The organism is Pedobacter riviphilus (genome assembly GCF_014692875.1).
Taxonomy (GTDB): domain Bacteria; phylum Bacteroidota; class Bacteroidia; order Sphingobacteriales; family Sphingobacteriaceae; genus Pedobacter; species Pedobacter riviphilus.
Window position 1 is genome coordinate 2,167,934 of record NZ_CP061171.1, and the last position, 17,024, is coordinate 2,184,957.

The 17,024-nt window shown below is 35.5% G+C and carries 17 protein-coding genes; 13 read left to right on the plus strand and 4 right to left on the minus strand.

Annotated elements, in window-relative coordinates:
* Positions 1-81: 81 nt before the first annotated feature.
* Complete coding sequence (locus H9N25_RS08780; protein WP_167294342.1) at positions 82-450, minus strand: response regulator transcription factor; 369 nt, start codon at positions 448-450, stop codon at positions 82-84.
* A gap of 144 nt (positions 451-594) precedes the next feature.
* Between H9N25_RS08780 and H9N25_RS08785 the strand changes: the two genes are divergently transcribed.
* The 4 genes from H9N25_RS08785 (at position 595) to H9N25_RS08800 (ending at position 4,251) form a co-directional block, all read left to right on the plus strand.
* Complete coding sequence (locus H9N25_RS08785; protein ID WP_190328635.1) at positions 595-2,808, plus strand: ATP-binding protein; 2,214 nt, start codon at positions 595-597, stop codon at positions 2,806-2,808.
* 1 nt (position 2,809) lies between these two features.
* A complete protein-coding gene (locus tag H9N25_RS08790) occupies positions 2,810-3,229 on the plus strand; it encodes a response regulator (protein WP_190328636.1) in 420 nt (139 codons plus the stop codon).
* A 75-nt stretch (positions 3,230-3,304) separates the two neighbouring features.
* Positions 3,305-3,889, plus strand: coding sequence for a biliverdin-producing heme oxygenase (locus tag H9N25_RS08795; protein WP_190328637.1), 585 nt, complete (start codon positions 3,305-3,307; stop codon positions 3,887-3,889).
* Between the two features lie 182 nt (positions 3,890-4,071).
* Positions 4,072-4,251 (plus strand): hypothetical protein, encoded by a 180-nt coding sequence (locus tag H9N25_RS08800; protein ID WP_010602585.1) that lies wholly within the window; start codon positions 4,072-4,074, stop codon positions 4,249-4,251.
* A gap of 300 nt (positions 4,252-4,551) precedes the next feature.
* On the opposite strand, the gene H9N25_RS08805 is transcribed toward H9N25_RS08800, so the two are convergent.
* Both H9N25_RS08805 and H9N25_RS08810 read right to left on the minus strand, forming a co-directional pair.
* Complete coding sequence (locus H9N25_RS08805) at positions 4,552-5,604, minus strand: HmuY family protein (protein WP_190328638.1); 1,053 nt, start codon at positions 5,602-5,604, stop codon at positions 4,552-4,554.
* A gap of 26 nt (positions 5,605-5,630) precedes the next feature.
* Positions 5,631-7,694: a TonB-dependent receptor plug domain-containing protein gene (locus tag H9N25_RS08810; RefSeq protein ID WP_190328639.1), complete on the minus strand. Its 2,064-nt coding sequence runs from the start codon at positions 7,692-7,694 to the stop codon at positions 5,631-5,633.
* Between the two features lie 102 nt (positions 7,695-7,796).
* On the opposite strand from H9N25_RS08810, the gene H9N25_RS08815 reads away from it, so the two are divergent.
* Complete coding sequence (locus tag H9N25_RS08815; protein WP_190328640.1) at positions 7,797-8,732, plus strand: helix-turn-helix transcriptional regulator; 936 nt, start codon at positions 7,797-7,799, stop codon at positions 8,730-8,732.
* A gap of 21 nt (positions 8,733-8,753) precedes the next feature.
* On the opposite strand, the gene H9N25_RS08820 is transcribed toward H9N25_RS08815, so the two are convergent.
* Positions 8,754-9,770: a LacI family DNA-binding transcriptional regulator gene (locus H9N25_RS08820; protein ID WP_167294349.1), complete on the minus strand. Its 1,017-nt coding sequence runs from the start codon at positions 9,768-9,770 to the stop codon at positions 8,754-8,756.
* A gap of 551 nt (positions 9,771-10,321) precedes the next feature.
* Between H9N25_RS08820 and H9N25_RS08825 the strand changes: the two genes are divergently transcribed.
* From H9N25_RS08825 to H9N25_RS08860, 8 genes are all read left to right on the plus strand, one after another.
* Positions 10,322-11,416, plus strand: coding sequence for an MBL fold metallo-hydrolase (locus H9N25_RS08825; protein WP_190328641.1), 1,095 nt, complete (start codon positions 10,322-10,324; stop codon positions 11,414-11,416).
* Between the two features lie 52 nt (positions 11,417-11,468).
* A complete protein-coding gene (locus tag H9N25_RS08830) occupies positions 11,469-11,831 on the plus strand; it encodes a hypothetical protein (RefSeq protein WP_167294351.1) in 363 nt (120 codons plus the stop codon).
* 56 nt (positions 11,832-11,887) lie between these two features.
* Positions 11,888-12,670 (plus strand): PDDEXK family nuclease, encoded by a 783-nt coding sequence (locus tag H9N25_RS08835; RefSeq protein ID WP_190328642.1) that lies wholly within the window; start codon positions 11,888-11,890, stop codon positions 12,668-12,670.
* Positions 12,670-13,599: a tRNA (adenosine(37)-N6)-dimethylallyltransferase MiaA gene (miaA, locus tag H9N25_RS08840; RefSeq protein WP_190328643.1), complete on the plus strand. Its 930-nt coding sequence runs from the start codon at positions 12,670-12,672 to the stop codon at positions 13,597-13,599. The genes H9N25_RS08835 and miaA overlap by 1 nt, the downstream gene beginning before the upstream one ends.
* Before the next feature lie 118 nt (positions 13,600-13,717).
* The gene (locus H9N25_RS08845) at positions 13,718-14,236 is read left to right on the plus strand and encodes a hypothetical protein (protein WP_167294354.1); all 519 of its coding nucleotides are present in this window, start codon (positions 13,718-13,720) and stop codon (positions 14,234-14,236) included.
* A gap of 152 nt (positions 14,237-14,388) precedes the next feature.
* Entirely contained in the window at positions 14,389-14,940 is a 552-nt protein-coding gene (locus tag H9N25_RS08850) for a hypothetical protein (RefSeq protein WP_167294355.1), read from the plus strand.
* 95 nt (positions 14,941-15,035) lie between these two features.
* The gene (locus H9N25_RS08855; RefSeq protein ID WP_167294356.1) at positions 15,036-15,566 is read left to right on the plus strand and encodes a DUF3347 domain-containing protein; all 531 of its coding nucleotides are present in this window, start codon (positions 15,036-15,038) and stop codon (positions 15,564-15,566) included.
* A gap of 133 nt (positions 15,567-15,699) precedes the next feature.
* On the plus strand, positions 15,700-16,989 hold the full coding sequence (locus H9N25_RS08860; RefSeq protein WP_167294357.1) for a citrate synthase: 1,290 nt from the start codon (positions 15,700-15,702) through the stop codon (positions 16,987-16,989).
* Positions 16,990-17,024 lie beyond the last annotated feature (35 nt).

Consider the following 17,024-nt stretch of genomic DNA (forward strand, 5'->3'; position numbering starts at 1 on the left):
TTGAACTTTCTTTTTAAGAAGTATTGATGAAAAACCTAAAACTGGGAGGAATAAAATTACCTGGTATAGCTGAGTAAAAAACTATTTTCTCAGCAAAGCATAAATCTTATCCATCAATTCATCGATGTTAAAAGGCTTGGCCATAAAATCGTCGGCTTCAATACCATCCAACGCATAATTGTTTGCATTATAACGGGCAGAAATCATTAAAACGGGAATATGGTTTGTAGTTGCAGTATCTTTAAGTTCTTTTAAAAGTACCCTTCCATCAGCGTCAGGGAGCATTATATCCATGATGATTACATCTGGGTTAAATTCCTGAACATGGTTAATAAAATCAGCACCTTTGTTTAATCCATCAACATTAAAAGCTTCGCTTTCTAAAATAAGGGTTATAACATCTAGGATTGCATGGTTATCTTCAATAACCAAAATATTTTTCTTTGCCAAAGTTTGAATGATTTTTAAAAATTCAAACAAATATATAATAAAAAATAAATCTCAAATCTGAATTTACCAAATTAGAGTGATTCTAAAAATAGGCTTAATATTTGTTAATTCGTGAAATTAAATACGCTGAAATATCAAATATATATGACTAAATTTTCTGTAGACCTTACCAATTGCGATAAAGAACCCATTCATATTCCTGGTAAAATTCAATCACATGGCCTTCTTGTAGCAGTTGATAAGAACAGCTTGTCTATTACCTATATTAGTGAAAATGCTGAAGTTTTTTTAGGAGAACAAGCCAAAAGCTTACTAAACAAACAACTTTCGACCTTAAATCAGTTTCTTAAACAACAAAATCCAGCATTTGAAATCGAAGACCTACTTAAGCTGGGTATTATCCGCAAAAGTTTTGATGCCATTAGTCCCCATCCAGTTGAAATTAATAGCCGCTCTTATTATTTAATTATTTCTTCATCGAAAAACGACTGGTTATTAGAATTTGAGCCAGTAACCTTACAATTCGATATTCAGAGTTCTATAGGTCGCTCCGCCTCATCTATGCTTCAGGGGAAAAGTATTTCAGCTTTGTTAAAAGGTGCTGCGCAAGAAGTAAAAAAACTGATCAATTATGATCGGATAATGATTTATAAATTTTTAGACGATGGACATGGTGAAGTTGTGGCAGAAGAAAAAGAGGAAGACTTAGAACCATTTTTTGGATTACATTACCCCGCATCAGATATTCCAAAACAGGCTAGAGAGCTTTATAAACTAAATTTAACCAGGTTAATAGCTGATGTAAACATACCTGATTCACCCATTTTTACTTTTAAAGAAAACGAAGCACTTGATTTAACCAATAGTGCCTTACGTGCGGTATCGCCCATACATATTCAATATTTGAAAAATATGGGTGTTCATTCGAGTTTTAGTATATCCTTAATCGCTCATGGCGAATTATGGGGTTTAATTGCTTGTCATAACTATAGTCCTAAGTTTATAGATTATAAAGCCAGAGAAGGGGCTAAGTTAATCGGGCAGATCCTTTCCTCAGCATTAGAATACCGCCAGGAAGAAGAGGATACAGAGATTATTCAGCAATTTAAAAATACGGCCAACATTCTTCTAGAACACTTAAACCGTGATAAGTATTTAGTAGAAGCCATAACCATGCACCAAAGAACTATTTTGGACACAACCAAAGCCTCGGGAGTGGTTATCATATTCGACAATGAACTTAAAACCATTGGAGATGTGCCATCGGAGGAAGAAATAAGAGAACTTGCCGAATGGTTGAAAGCGAATAATGATGAATCGATCTATTACACCCATCGATTGCCTGAAATCTATTTTCCAGCTAAGAAATACAAGTCAATAGCCTCTGGAATCCTATCTTGCATATTAAATAAAGAAATGGGCGAAATGATCATCTGGTTTAAGCCCGAAATCATTACTACTGTAAATTGGGCTGGAAATCCCGAAAAACCCGTAGTTCCATCAGAAAATGACTTATTGGCCCTGTCGCCACGCAAATCTTTCGAAACCTGGTCGCAGGTAGTTAATAACACCTCTGAAAAATGGATGCCTGAAGAAATCGCCTCTGTTTTAAGGATACGCGAAATTATTATAACCGATATCAATAAAAAGGCTAACGAAATTAGATTGCTTAATGAAAAATTGCAGGCCGCTTACGAGGAATTAGATACTTTTAGCTATACCATATCCCATGATTTAAGAACACCATTAACCTCAATAAAAACTTATGCTGAGCTTATGCTCAAGAATAAAAGTATTGATGAAAATGGCCAGAAAATGCTCAGTAGGATTTTAATAGGTGCAGATAAAATGAATTTCTTAATTAAAGAGATTTTAAATTTAGCAAGGGTTGGCCGTTCTGAGATAAATTTTGAAACAGTTGATATAGAATCTTTGTTAAAAGAAATAAAAGGCGAAATATGGTCGGCTTTTAAAGCGGATCATACCGAATTAGTTTTAGGGCAACTTCCACATATCAAAGGAGATAAGACCATGATAGCGCAGGTTTTCACAAACTTGATTGGGAATGCGGTAAAATACTCTGCCATGGTGGACAAACCTAAAGTAGAGGTTTCTGCGTATATTGATGGAGGAGAGACTATCTACGCAGTTAAAGATAATGGTATAGGAATAGACAACCGTTATTACGACCGGGTTTTTGAGCTTTTTAAACGTATGGATAATGTTAAGGATATAGAAGGAACAGGAGTGGGGCTGGCCATTGTAAAAAGGGTGGTAGAAAAACACAATGGCAGGGTTTGGTTTGAGAGTAAGTTAAATGTAGGATCTACCTTTTTTGTAGCTTTTAAAAACAGATAATATGAAAACACCAGATATATTTTATGTTGAGGATGATATAGACTATGCATTTTTTATGCAAAGTGCCGTACAAGAGGTTAAGGATACTCTTAATCTAACTATAGTTGAAGATGGTATGAAAGCATTGCAAAAACTTCAACATTTTGCCGAAAGTAAAACCAAGCCTAAATTAATATTGCTTGATTTGAACTTGCCCGGCTTATCAGGCTTAGATCTCTTAAAGTTTGTACGGGATATTCCTTATCTCAAAACAGTACCTGTAATCTTGTTCTCTACGTCTGATAATCCTGATGATGTAAAATCATCAATAGAGTTTGGTGCCAATGCCTATCTTACCAAGCCCGATGGTTACGAGAACTTGCTTAAATGTATACATTCTGTACACGATTTTTGGTTTAACCAACATTTGAGGTTAAATTAAAATTTTATAAAACCATATGGAGAGATTCGGCTATTAAATCCGGATCTTTTCTTTTTAATAATTAAATTTCCAACAATGATTGCCAATTTATTGAGAACTGAAACAGCAGAAAACCATAAAACATTAGAATCCTTAATGTTTGTGAATGAGATTATGAACAATTCCTTAAGCATTGAACAGTATAAAAAGCTGTTGACCATTAATTATATTATTCACCAGAAATTAGAGAATACGCTCGTGAATATGTTGGATACAGCTATTGCCGAACAATTGGAAATGAAAAGCAGATTGAAACTCACTGCTTTAGAACAAGACTTAAATTATTGGAATATAGATAGTTTAACATTACCAGGTTTAGATTTTGAATTGTTTGTTCCAGAAAAAAATACTGCAGAAATTTTAGGTGCGCTGTATGTGTTAGAAGGAGCTACCTTGGGCGGAAACGTAATTAAAAGGCATATTTTAGCCAATCCCAATTTTAAAGATCACGAAGGTGGCTTAAATTATTACGGTGTTTATGGCGATGAGCTAAGTGCAAAATGGAAAATATTTGTCTCTGTAATAAACCAAACCGTTGCTGAGGCAGACTATAAACGTTGTGTAAATGGCGCCAACTTAACCTTTAATAACCTGATCAACTTATCAAAACAACTGAATTAAGTTACCAAATTTTGAGAACAAAAACTAAAAAAATACGTCTATAATAGTGCCAGGGCATTTTTTTGATTGTGAAAATGTGCAAAACTTCTTTCAAATAAATATTTGCTTTCTGTTGTTAATTCAAGGTAAATATGTATTATTGAAAAAATAATTTTTTTAAACCTTAAAAACATCAATTAGCGATGGAAAAATTCTCAAAAGTTAAAGCTGCTGTTGCTGCTATTGAAGCAGATGTAGAAAAATTTTATAATGCTGGCAATGCAGCTGCTGGTACTCGTGTGCGTAAAGCAATGCAAGATCTTAAAGTTTTAGCACAAGAAATCCGTGCAGAAGTAACTGACAAGAAAAACTCTGGAAAATAATATTTCGCGAGTAGAAACAAAAAGGGTTCTGGTATGCCAGGACCCTTTTTGCGTTTAGGGCAAAATTGACTTATGAAGTCTGATAGAGCCGTACCATTTAGACCTCCAAAGTTTTACGAAGCCACCAATCGTCTTCCTGAACTTGTTTCAGGATCTTAACGAGCTACCAATATAGATGCTGAATTAAATTCAGCATGACGCCCATAAATTAATAATCCCAATAAAAAGATAAAGCTCCCCATCGCGGAGAGCCTATATCCAACTAACAAAACATATTTTTTAGGTAAGCCTTAACTTACGTTATCCTTTTTTCACCAATTTATATTCGATTATTGGTTTGCCACGGGTACCACCATCACCAGCACCCATCGAAATGAATTTCAACTTGTAAACATTACCAGCTGCATCTTTAATTACATAAAAAGTTTTAAGCGTAACTCCTGTAGCCGGCTGTGTGCTTCTCCATGTTGAGCCAATTATTGCTCTATCTGATTTAAAATCTACTGTACTGATGTTTGATTCTTTAAAATCTGCATAAGCAATAGTGTTTTCTGAAACAATACCAGCCGTTACACCTCCTAAATTGTTAATGAAAATCAAATCAGAAAATGCATAAGGGAAAGTAGCGGTCCAGTACATGCTGTAAGTCCAAACAATATCCCAGCTAGCCTTTACGGGCTCAGCAGAAACAGTAGTTCCTTTTATCAAAGCGGTAAACTGGAAGTTAGCATCAGCATTTTTGATAACATCTAAAGTCTTAAAAGTAGTTTCAGTAACCTTAGCATACTGCAAAGTATAACCTGTTGCACCTTTTCTAATTACCCTGATTTTGTAAAGTTCATCGTTAGCTAAAACAGTTGCAGCACCACCTTTCCGGTTAATGATATAAACTTTGTTTTCGGCATCTGTAGCAGAAATAGCAGCAATAGCCGTTTTATTTAAAATATTGGCTTCTCTACCATCATCAACTATGGTAAAATTACCTTGTCCCTGACCAACTTTTAAAGCATTAGGATCAAAATCGGCAGTGGTTACAGCGTTTAAATCTGTTTTATTAACTACTAAAGCAGAAGCACCATTGGTTGAGTTTAATATCACTTTAAAATCTGCTCCCGAATAAAAACCTAAATCCCAACTATCTCTTTCAACAGCAGTTTGTTTATCAGCACTAAAATCTACATAAACACTGTTCCCGGCAGCGCTTCCTGCCTCCGTGCCAACTATTCCATTAAGTGTTAAAGTACTTCCATCTGAGGGCGGCACCACTACTATTGGTTCTTCAGTGTCTTTTTTACAGGCTGTAAAGGTTACCGCCATAAAAGCGATGGCAATCATTGAGTTTAATTTATTCATGTCTGTATATAATTATTTTGTTTTTATTATAGTTTATCCCAGCTATAGCTTAAACCCAGGAGGTAAGAACGACCATAGCTGTATGGTACGGTTGCACCGCTAGTGCTATGTGCGCCACCACTTGCTACTGAGCTATTGGAGAGCTGTGTAACATTAAATAGGTTTTTAATGCCGGCATTAATGGTTAGCGATTTAAGCAGGTTTTTGTTGAACATTAAATCTGCTGTGTGGAAAGCGCCAATTTTTACCAGTTTTGCCGTAGCATTGTTCGTTATCTGATAGCTTGGTAAGTTGCCAGTATATTTATAAAACAGGCTGATGCTTCCATTAAGCTTAGTAAAAGTGTAGCTAATGTTCGAGTTTAGCTCTGTAGCCCAGGCAAATTCTGGTGTTTGCAGGTTGGCGTTTTCGCTTAAATCGTTATATCTCCCGATGTACGATGCACCAAGTGTAGCCTGAAGATTTTTAAAGATGAACGTGTTTTCCAATGTACCACCGGTTGTTTTGTATTTAGAAATATTGATTAGTGTGGTAATGGTTGGGTTTGTTGGATCGAAACCAAATTCTATCCTGTTTTTAAACAAATTGTAGAATCCTGATAGGGTAGAACGGAACTGAAAATCCCTAACCTGTATGCCCTCCCAAGCCAATGAACCATTAAAACTGTTCGATTCTTCTGCTTTTAAATTGGGATTGCCCAAAATATTATGACTGGCATCAACAAAATCATAATACAGCTCCCGCAACGCAGGAGAACGGAAACCTTTGGCAAAGGCTAAGCGTAAATCGAGGTTTTTGGTTAAAATAAACTTTGTATTTAACGATGGAATTACAGGAGGTGCATCGTAAACAGAATTTTTAATCACCCTTAAACCTGGTCTGATGCTTATTTGATCGCTTACTTTGAGCGCTGCGGTAAGAAAAGCTGCATAATCGTTAATCGTCGGTGATCCGTTAATTCTTTGTCCGCTGGCGGCATCTCTACTGTATTCAAAACCTGGCTGAAAAGAAACCGATTGGTTTAGTGTGTAAATAGCATTAACCCTAAAATTAGCGGCATTAAATTTGGCTATATCCTGTTCACCAGCTCCTGTACTTAATTCTTCAGTATTGTTTGTGAAATTATGGATCACTGTTTTAGTTGCACGGTCCAGTTTGGTAAAACCTGCAATGGCAGACAACTGTAAGCTGTTGTTTATTTTGTATTCCGACTGAAGTTGTTGTGTATACCTGTGTGTGGTGTAAGTTTGCAATATTCCTTTATAATTGTTGGGGTTTAGGCCATAACGTACATCAATATCTTCTTTCAAGGCATCTAGCCTGTACCAGATATTAAAGTTATTGTAACGATAGCCTACCTTGGCGTTACCCAAAAACTGTTCTTTTGGTTTCCAGCGGTTAGCAATGGCATTAACTTCATCTATTGTGGCTGTTTTTGCTGCTAAATTCCAGCCACCGAAATCGTTGTGGCTAAAACCAACCAGTACACTCCAGTTATTATTTTTCCAATTTGCAGTGATATTCTGCATATGGTTACCCTTGCCCGATAAAGCTTCATATTCGTTGCCAGCTGTTTCTTCCTGTATCCTTGCAGATAGATTTAGTAATTCCCTGCCAGGTTTTTTGGTGATAATATTAATTACACCTGCCAGCGCATCGGAACCATATATAACTGACATGGGGCCTTCAACAATCTCAATCCGCTCAATGGTATTGATATCAATCTGGTTTAAACTCTCGCGGGTATCCGAGCGATCAACCATGGGTGCCCCATCTAAAAGTATTTTAACGTTTCTTCCTGTCATACCCATTAACTGAATATCTGTAGTGCCCAGGGTTAAATCATTACTAAAACGAAACCCGAGTTCGGTATTTAAAACCTGCTGTACATTGGTTGCGGCTCTTAACTTAATCCGTTCTGCACTTATTGTTCTTACATGGTATACTGAATTTCTTAAAGTTTGCGGGCCATACTGCCCCGTAATTACCACATCTCTTAAATCATTTGCCTTTGCGGTATCAACTTTAATCTCCTGGGCTACAGCAACAAATCCGTAAAGCAATAAGGCAATTGATAAATATATCTTCATTTATTTAGACTAATTATAAATAATTATGCAAATTTGTATATAATCACAAAAAGCAGATAACGTTAAACGGATAATTAATACCGCCAAACGGATTAAATAAATATGGAAGTTAAACTCTCAACCCATCCGACAGGAAATATTGTTTATAAGAATACCTATCCCGATAATTTTGATAGCATTAATGATGTAAGCGAAACTGTGTTAGCATTTGAAAAGGATGGTGTAAAATACCATATAAAGGAAAAGTGGTTTAGGGGAATCCACATTGGTATTACGGAGATCCATCCGCACAAGGAAGAGAATTTTTGCTTTGAAAGTTCTCAACAACATATTGGCTTTTTATTTTGTCTGAACGGTGCGATTAATTATGGTAACGATCGTCAACAAGATGCTTTTTTATCGCTTACTAAAAACGAGCAAGATTTTAATATAGGCAGGGTTAATTCGATGAGATTTAACGTAACACTGAAAACCAGATATCTTTATATACAGTTTACGTCAGATTATTTTCGTCAGGTAACTGGAGGAAAACTCGATAATGACATTAAATCTGAAATCTCAAAATCCATCACCCCAGAAATCGGGTTGATATTGCAGCAAATTATTTATCCTAAGTACGAGGGTAGGGTAAAGCGCCTGTTCCTGGAAGCCAGGATATTTGAGCTGATTATTGTTTATATTAATCAAAAACCAGAGAAACAAACACGCCTTTTAAAAAAGGAAGATGTAGAAAAAATTCTTTTGGCCAAACAATTGGTTGAGTACGATTTACAACATCCAAATTCATTAATCGAGCTATCACGCAGGGTTGGAATTAATGATTACAAGCTTAAAAGAGGTTTTAAGGAACTAATTGGACATACCGTATTTGGGTATCTCTATAAGATCAGAATGGAGAAAGCCCATTATTTTCTATCCAGTGAAAAGAAAACGGTAAACGAAGTTTCTTTTCTTGTGGGCTATAAAAACCCACAACATTTTATTACTGCCTTTAAAAAGCATTATAATATTTTACCAGGAAGCTTAAACAAAAGCTAGAAATTTAGCGCAAACGTTTGTTTATTCTTTTACATCGTTTATAATCAAATCAGACTCTACAATGGTATTGTAATAGGCCTGGTTCTCAGAATTAGGACTATGAATAAGATCTAACAAGATGTTGGCCGCTTTTTGCCCCTGCAAATATGGATATTGCTCTACTGAGGCTACAGGCGAATTATCTAAGTAACTGATAATAGGTAGGTTTGCATAACTCACTATATCAAAATCATTAATTACATTCAGCTTTTTGAAGTATTTAATCAGGAAAAGTGCTACATAGTCGTTAAAGGCAACAATCGCTGTTGGTTTCCGCTTGTGATTTAAAAATTGATTGGCTGCGTCGATGGTGCCTTCCTCAGTTAGGTCACAGTTCACCACCAACGATGGATCAAATTTTAAGCGGTTAAAGGTAATCGCCTGCATATAGCCATCCTTGCGTTCCTCACTGGCGTATAAGGTACTTGGTCCATTAATCATTCCGATACTTCTATGTCCTTTTTTCAAAAGATAGTTCACAGCCTTAATTGTTGCGCTCTCTAAGCTACACGCTACATAATGCACGTTTTTAAACGGAGGTATCCGGTCAAAAAATACGACAGGTATATTAAATGAATTAAGTTTTTCGAAATGATCAAACTTCGAAGTGTCTTTACTGATGGATACTAATAAGCCATCAACGCGTTGATTTTTCATTTTTTCAACGAGTTTTACTTCCTGGTCATAATTATCGTGCGACTGCGCAAAGATAACCGTATAATTTTTCTTAATAGCCTCATCTTCAATGGCAGAAATAGCGATAGAGAAAAAGTGTTCTGATAGCTCAGGTAAAATTACGCCAATAGTATATGTTTTCCCTTTTTGAAAAAGAATTGCCGCATTATTAGGCTCATAGTTTAGAGACTTAGCCAGCTGCTTAATTTTTTCCCTAGTTACCGCTCCAATGCTAGGATGATCATGCAATCCCCTAGAAACACTGGATGGAGAAATGTTTAAGATTCTGGCTATTTCTTTGATGGTTGTTGGTTTCGACTGCATTCTGAGTGCTAAACTACATTAAATTTCTTCAATATGTAATAATACAAAATTAATCAAACGTTTGCGTTGTTTTTTTTTCTTATTTCTTTCCTCTACTATATAAATATCAATACTTTCGGAAAAACTTAAGGGCTATACGCTCTAAAAAATAATAATATAAAAATTATACATAGAAAGCAATTTTAGCCCCTTAAAAAGACAAAATTGATAGGTACCCCAATGATTAACAAAGGTGCCCGTCAATTTTTGGGAGTATTTAAATAAAAAAGGCGAGAAGTGTTCGTACCACTCCTCACCAAACGGGTTATTTTCCTGCAAGCAGGCACAAAAGTTATCTAAGCTATATGTTTAACCCTTATTCAAAGGTATAAAATTTACGCGTGTTATAAATAAAGTGCCTTATTCTAATTATTATAAAGTTTTTACAGCAATGCTTTTACCAGTTAAAGCATTGCTATTTTAACCCCAAGAAGTAATCCATACGTCATATATCTCACTCCAGCTTCTTTTTTAAAATCATATTCCTACTTTGGTTTTATTAATTTTTAATAATGATAGCTGTATACATTTTACTTTTTATCCTAATCGCGTTCTTCATTATAACGAACCTCCCGGTTTTTGGCCGTTTGCCAAAGGGGTCAAGATTGGAAAAAATCCATCATTTAGCTAACTATCGTGATGGTGCATTACAAAATCAGTCGATAACGTTAATGCAGCCCGAAGGTATTAGCTTTTTTAAGGTTTTAAATGCATTTCTTTTTAAAAAACATCCTAATAGGGCTCCAGATAAATCACTTCCTTTTATTGCGCCTAACTTAAACGGAAAACCTAAAAGCGATGCTCCTGAAATTATCTGGTTTGGGCATTCTTCTTATTTAATCAAAGTTGATGGACTAAGGGTTTTAGTTGATCCGGTATTTAGCAAAACCCCATCTCCATTTTCATTTATTGGGAGTAAGGCTTTTTTAGGTACAGACGTTGTAAAAGCAGAAGAATTTAAAAATATCGATATCCTGATCATCACACACGATCATTATGATCACCTCGATTACCAGAGTATTTTAAAAATCGCGCCTGAAGTTAAGACTATTGTTACCTCGCAAGGGGTTGGTGAACATCTGGAAAGATGGGGAATTAATAGCGGGAAGATCAACGAATTAGGCTGGGACGAATCAGTTGATTTATTTAATAACCTGAGAATCACAGCTGTTCCGGCGAGACATTTTACCGGACGAAAATTTAAACGGAATCAAACCCTTTGGTCGGCCTTTGTATTGAAAACTGAAAATTACCAATTGTTTTTGGGAGGCGATTCTGGTTATGATGCGCACTTCGCCAAAATAGGTGAGGCGTTTGGCCCTTTCGATTTAGCCTTGCTCGAATGTGGACAGTACAATGCCTATTGGCCTTACATCCATATGTTTCCCGAAGAAACGGTGCAGGCCGCAATCGATTTAAAAGCAAAAATTCTGATGCCGGTACATTGGGGCAAATTTAGCTTAGCCATGCACCCCTGGAATGAGCCAGTAAAAAGGGCAGTTTTAGCTGCAGCAGAAAAGCAGCTTCCTTTGGTTACGCCAAAATTGGGTGAAACAATAATTTTAAACGAATATTTACCAACAAAAAACTGGTGGCTTGAAGAATAAAAACTAAACAATAATTGTAGTATGGTGTTTAATTCTAAAATCAAATACAATTATGAAAACTGATCTTGTTGAAATTTTTCAGACCATTAGAGCTGGATTACAGCCCTACGCCAGCCGTGGATATACGGTACACGAAAATTCGGAGAATGGCTATGATCTTTATAGTGAAAAAAACATTGAATTAAACGGCGAAAAAGTGACTGAACGCTTTTTTACTGGCGTTTATATTAATGGGGATACCGTAGAAGTTAAAATCAATACAGACGAATTTTCTACAACAAATCATAATTTAAATGATTTTGGCAAAAATAAAGCAGGCTTGAAAATCGCAGTACTTGATGATCCCAAATTAAAAGAAATAGAAACTTTGATAGAAATTATCCATACTAACTTTAAAGAAAAAGAATGGATTTAACAATCTGATGGTTAAATTTGCAGCAGATAATTTATTCTGAATAACCCCTCTGCTGATTGAACAATTTAATTTCTGACTGTAACTGGCATCATCAATTAAGTTTAGCGCTCGCTAATAACAAAATTGGTTATGCTTTTTTTATAGAAGATGAATTTCGGTTATTACGGATCGAACATCAATTGATCATTCACCTGGTAAGTTTAAAAAATAAATTTACTCCACGAGATCTCATTGGGTTACAAGAAAAATATCGTCAGGAAGGCATTAAACTCATTCATCTTTGGGAAGATCTGTGGCAATCAAAACCAGATCAGGTTTTAGCGAGAATAAAATCTTTGCTTGGCAAAAATATCCGTATTCACGGTAGAAAAACCAAAGTATTAAAAATTACTAAACCAGTTTCTGATTCTTTTTTAACTGAAAATCACTTACAGGGATCAGTAAGTAGCCGTTATAAAATTGGTTTATTTGAAAAAGATGAGCTCGTGGCTGTTGCTACTTTTTCGGCATTACGAAAAATGAACCATACCGAAAATTATAAATCGGCAGAATTGATCAGGTTTGCGGTTAAAGCAGGTTATTCCATTACAGGAGGATTAAGTAAACTAATTTCCTTTTTCGCTGAAACCTATAAACCTAATGACCTAATGACTTACGCAGATCGTGACTGGTCGACAGGAGCGGCCTATATCAAATTAGGTTTTAAACAGACTGCAGTTTTAGAACCTCAGGTTTACGTGCTGGATGAAAATCTAAATCGTCAGTTAAAAAAAGAACAGCTGATTTTAGCACAGGAGATGTTTAATACGGGAAGTTTAAAATTTATTCTCAAATTTTAATGGATCAGCATAACCTCATCATCATTTTAGGGGCAACCGCCGCTGGCAAAACCAAGCTAGCCGTAAGTATAGCCGATGCCTTAAATGGCGAAATTATTAGTGCCGATAGCCGTCAGATATTTAAACGAATGAATATTGGTACCGGTAAAGATTTGGAAGAATATCATATTAACGGAAGAAAAATCCCTCACCATTTAATTGATATTTTAGAACCTGGTGAACGCTATCATGTAGATGCTTTTAAAAATGACTTCTATCAAGCCTTTGAATCTATCACGCAAAAAAACAAAATACCTATCCTTTGTGGTGGAACAGGGATGTATATCCACAGCCTTTTGCAAAATCAAACTTTAACCGCTGTTCCTGTAAATCAACCATTAAGAGATCAGCTCAATCCATTGTCGAAAGAAGAGTTGATTTTAAAACTACAGCATCATAAAAACCAAAACATTGATCATGTTGATCTTTCCTCCAAAAAGAGATTAATCCGTGCACTAGAAGTAGCAGATTATTTAAACCATAATACCCTCGAAGCTGTTGAGCGACCAGAAATTAAACCGATTATTTTTGGATTGAAGAATGAAGTAGAAGTAACCAGAGCTAAAATTCTAACAAGACTAAACGAAAGATTCAATGCAGGTTTAATAGAGGAGGTAGAACAATTAATTAAAGAAGGTATTAGCAAAGAAATGTTGGTTTTCTATGGACTGGAGTATAAATTCATTGTTAATTACCTGGATGGATTATTGACTTTTGAAGAATTAAAGCTAAGACTGGGTATCGCCATTTGCCAATATGCCAAACGACAAAATACTTTTTTCAGGAAAATGGAAAAGGACCATATCGAGATTATTTGGCTCGATGCATCAGCACCTTCAAACCTACTAAAACAGTTGATAATTGAAAAAGTTTTAGTTAGCGGAAATTAACTTTTATTGGTCATCTTAGTGTTGCTTTATGGCCTAAATAGTATCAAAAATGCCCTTTTGGCACAACCTTTGTATTTGTTGAAGCATATTAATTTAACTCAAAAACAATATCTTAAGCATGAAAACAATTACAAAAATCATTGCTACTTCAGCAGCTGTCGTGGCTTTATTCTTTAGTACAAATGCTAACGCGCAATCTTCTCAAAAATTAGGAATAGGAATAATAGGTGGTATCCCTACCAGTGATGCATATGGTGTAGCCCTTGGTGCCGATTTACGTTATCAATTTGATATTGATAAACAATTATCAATTCCAGTAACTGCTGGTTATACCCGTTTCTTAGGTAAAGAAATTGGTAATACCGGTGTTGATTTTCCTGATTTTGGATATATCCCTGTAAAAGCTGGTGTTAAGTATTTTTTTAATGAATCTGGTTCTGGTTTCTATGGTTTAGCAGAGTTAGGTGCTGGTTTCGGTACAAACGAAGGTAGCGGAACATCATTTGTGTATTCACCAGCTCTAGGTTATGCATGGAGTAACGGTTTAGATTTAGGTGTAAAATACGAAGGCTTAGCTAGAGATGGTGGTAGCACAGGTTATGTAGGTTTGCGTTTAGCATATGGATTTAGCTTATAAACTTAAACCGCAGATCATATTGAAAGCCCCGACTTTGGTCGGGGCTTTTTTATTTCATAATATTCTGAAAAAAATGAAAATTTAAAAATCCATAACAGATATTTTAACGTAAATACACTAAACCCTTAATTGATAACTTAAAATATCTAAGAATGAAAACAATTACTAAACTTTTTGCAACAACATTAACGGCCTTTGCAATTTTAACCTCAACGAATTTAAAGGCCCAAACAATGGGAGCCACCGAATCTACGACAAGAGAAAGTGGAATGGCATTTAAAATTGGTGCAGGCGTAAATTATGGGATATTTCCAGATAGATCTGAAATGGATTACGGTTATGGTGCAGATGTAAAACTTCAGTATGATTTAAGTCCGTTTGTAGCAGTAACAGCTTCTGGTGGTTATACCCGCTTAAAATGGAAAGGTAGCCCACTTAAATTCGAATTTATCCCTTTATTAGGCGGTGTTAGGGTATTCCCGATTGAAAGAATGTACCTGGCTACTGAGCTTGGCTCAGGTTTGGCCATTAAAGAGGGGGCCAATATGAACTTTATCTATACCGGTGGTTTAGGTTACGAGTGGAAAAATGGTCTTGATCTTGGTGTGAAATACGAAGGTTATGTAAACAATAGTGCTTCCGATCTTTACTTCATGAAAACCGGGCAATTTAACCTGAGATTAGCTTATAATTTTAAATTATAATTAAAACATCATATAATTTAAAGTCCCGATGAAAATCGGGACTTTTTTATTTATTTACCATTTTAATTACTATTTTGAGCCGAAAACCAAATACAATGAAAAGAATATTCGGATTAGCAATACTTACCGCATTAATGGCCTGCAACCAGGCTGATAAAAAATCTACAGAAACTAACGATTCAACAAAAACCGATTCAGCATCGGTGAAAAATGAGATTTCTATAAAAGACAAGCAGAAATCGGAAATCTTTAATCAATATGTAGATTTAAAAAATGCACTGGTAAAATCAGATTCAGCAAGTGCACAAAAATCTGCAGCACAGTTACAAACGAGTTTAGCTGCTTATAAAGGTTGTGAGCCTACTGCAGCTGTTGCTGGCAAAATTGCTGCAAGCAATATTCTCGTTTCGCAAAGAAAAGATTTCACGGTTTTAAGTGCCGATTTGATCGCTTTACTTAAAAATGCTGAAATAGAAAAAGGCACAATTTATGTTCAGCATTGCCCGATGGCTAACAAAGGAGATGGAGGTGACTGGTTATCAACCGAAAAGGAAATTAAAAACCCTTATTACGGCAAAGAAATGTTAACCTGTGGCAGAGTTGCCGAAGAAATCAAAGCAAAATAAGATTTCAGATCCTGTTTAATTAAGCATGATTGTTACGTCATTTTGACTAATTATTCATATTAATTTAACAGATTTGTTATGCATGTATATTAATTTTATATAATTTAGAAAGCTATAAACACAATACAATAATATGTCAGATATTGCAGAGATAAAAGTTGATGGTAAGACAGTTGAATTGCCAGTAATTACAGGAACAGAGGATGAAAAGGCCATTGATATTTCGAAATTAAGAGATCTTACGGGCTTCATAACTTTAGATACTGGTTTTAAAAATACTGGTTCTACAAAAAGCAAGATCACTTTTTTAGATGGTGAAAAAGGCATTTTAAAATATAGGGGATATTCTATTGAAGAGCTTGCCGCAAAATCGAGTTTTTTAGAAGTGATTTATCTGATTATTTATGGTGATCTTCCAACGCAGGCTCAGTTAGAAGGGTTACAGGCAGAAATCAGCAAACATACACTCATCCATGAGGATATGAAGAAATTTTTTGATGGTTACCCATCAAGATCTCACCCAATGGGTCAATTGGGCTCCTTGATCTTCTCATTATCTACATTCTATCCTGAGTGCTTAAAACCAAATCAAACCGCAGAAGAACAAAATTTAACCATTATCAAACTTTTGGCTAAATTCCCAACCATTGTTTCTTTTGTTTATAAAAAATCATTAGGCCACCCACTTATTTATCCAAAAAATAAGTACGATTATGTTACCAATTTCCTTTGGATGACATTTGGGCAACGCACCGAAGATTATGATGTAAACCCGATTGTTGTTAATGCCATGAATAAATTGCTAATTCTGCATGCAGATCATGAGCAAAACTGTTCGGCATCTACAGTGCGTATAGTAGGTTCATCTGATTGTAATTTATATGCTTCAATTGCTGCTGGTATTGCTGCACTTTGGGGTCCACTACATGGTGGTGCTAACCAGGCTGTGATCGATATGTTAGAATTGATTAAAGCTGATGGCGGTGATACAGAGAAGTGGATTGCAAAAGCGAAAGACAAAAACGATCCATTCCGTATGATGGGCTTTGGACACAGGGTTTATAAAAACTTCGATCCAAGAGCTAAAATTATTAAAAAAGCTTGTGATGATATCTTAGAAAACTTAGGCATTGATGATCCGATTTTAGAAATTGCTAAAAAATTAGAAGAGGCTGCTTTAACTGATCAATACTTCATCGACCGTAAGTTATATCCAAATGTAGATTTCTATTCAGGTATTATTTACCGCGCATTAGGCTTCCCATCGGAAATGTTTACCGTTCTGTTTGCTTTAGGCCGTTTACCAGGATGGATTGCACAGTGGAAAGAGATGCACGAAAACAAAGAACCGATAGGTCGTCCACGTCAGATTTATGTTGGCGAAACCGACAGAGAATTTGTTGAACTTAAGGATAGAAAATAATCTAAATAAAAAATCCCTTAATTTAATAATTAAGG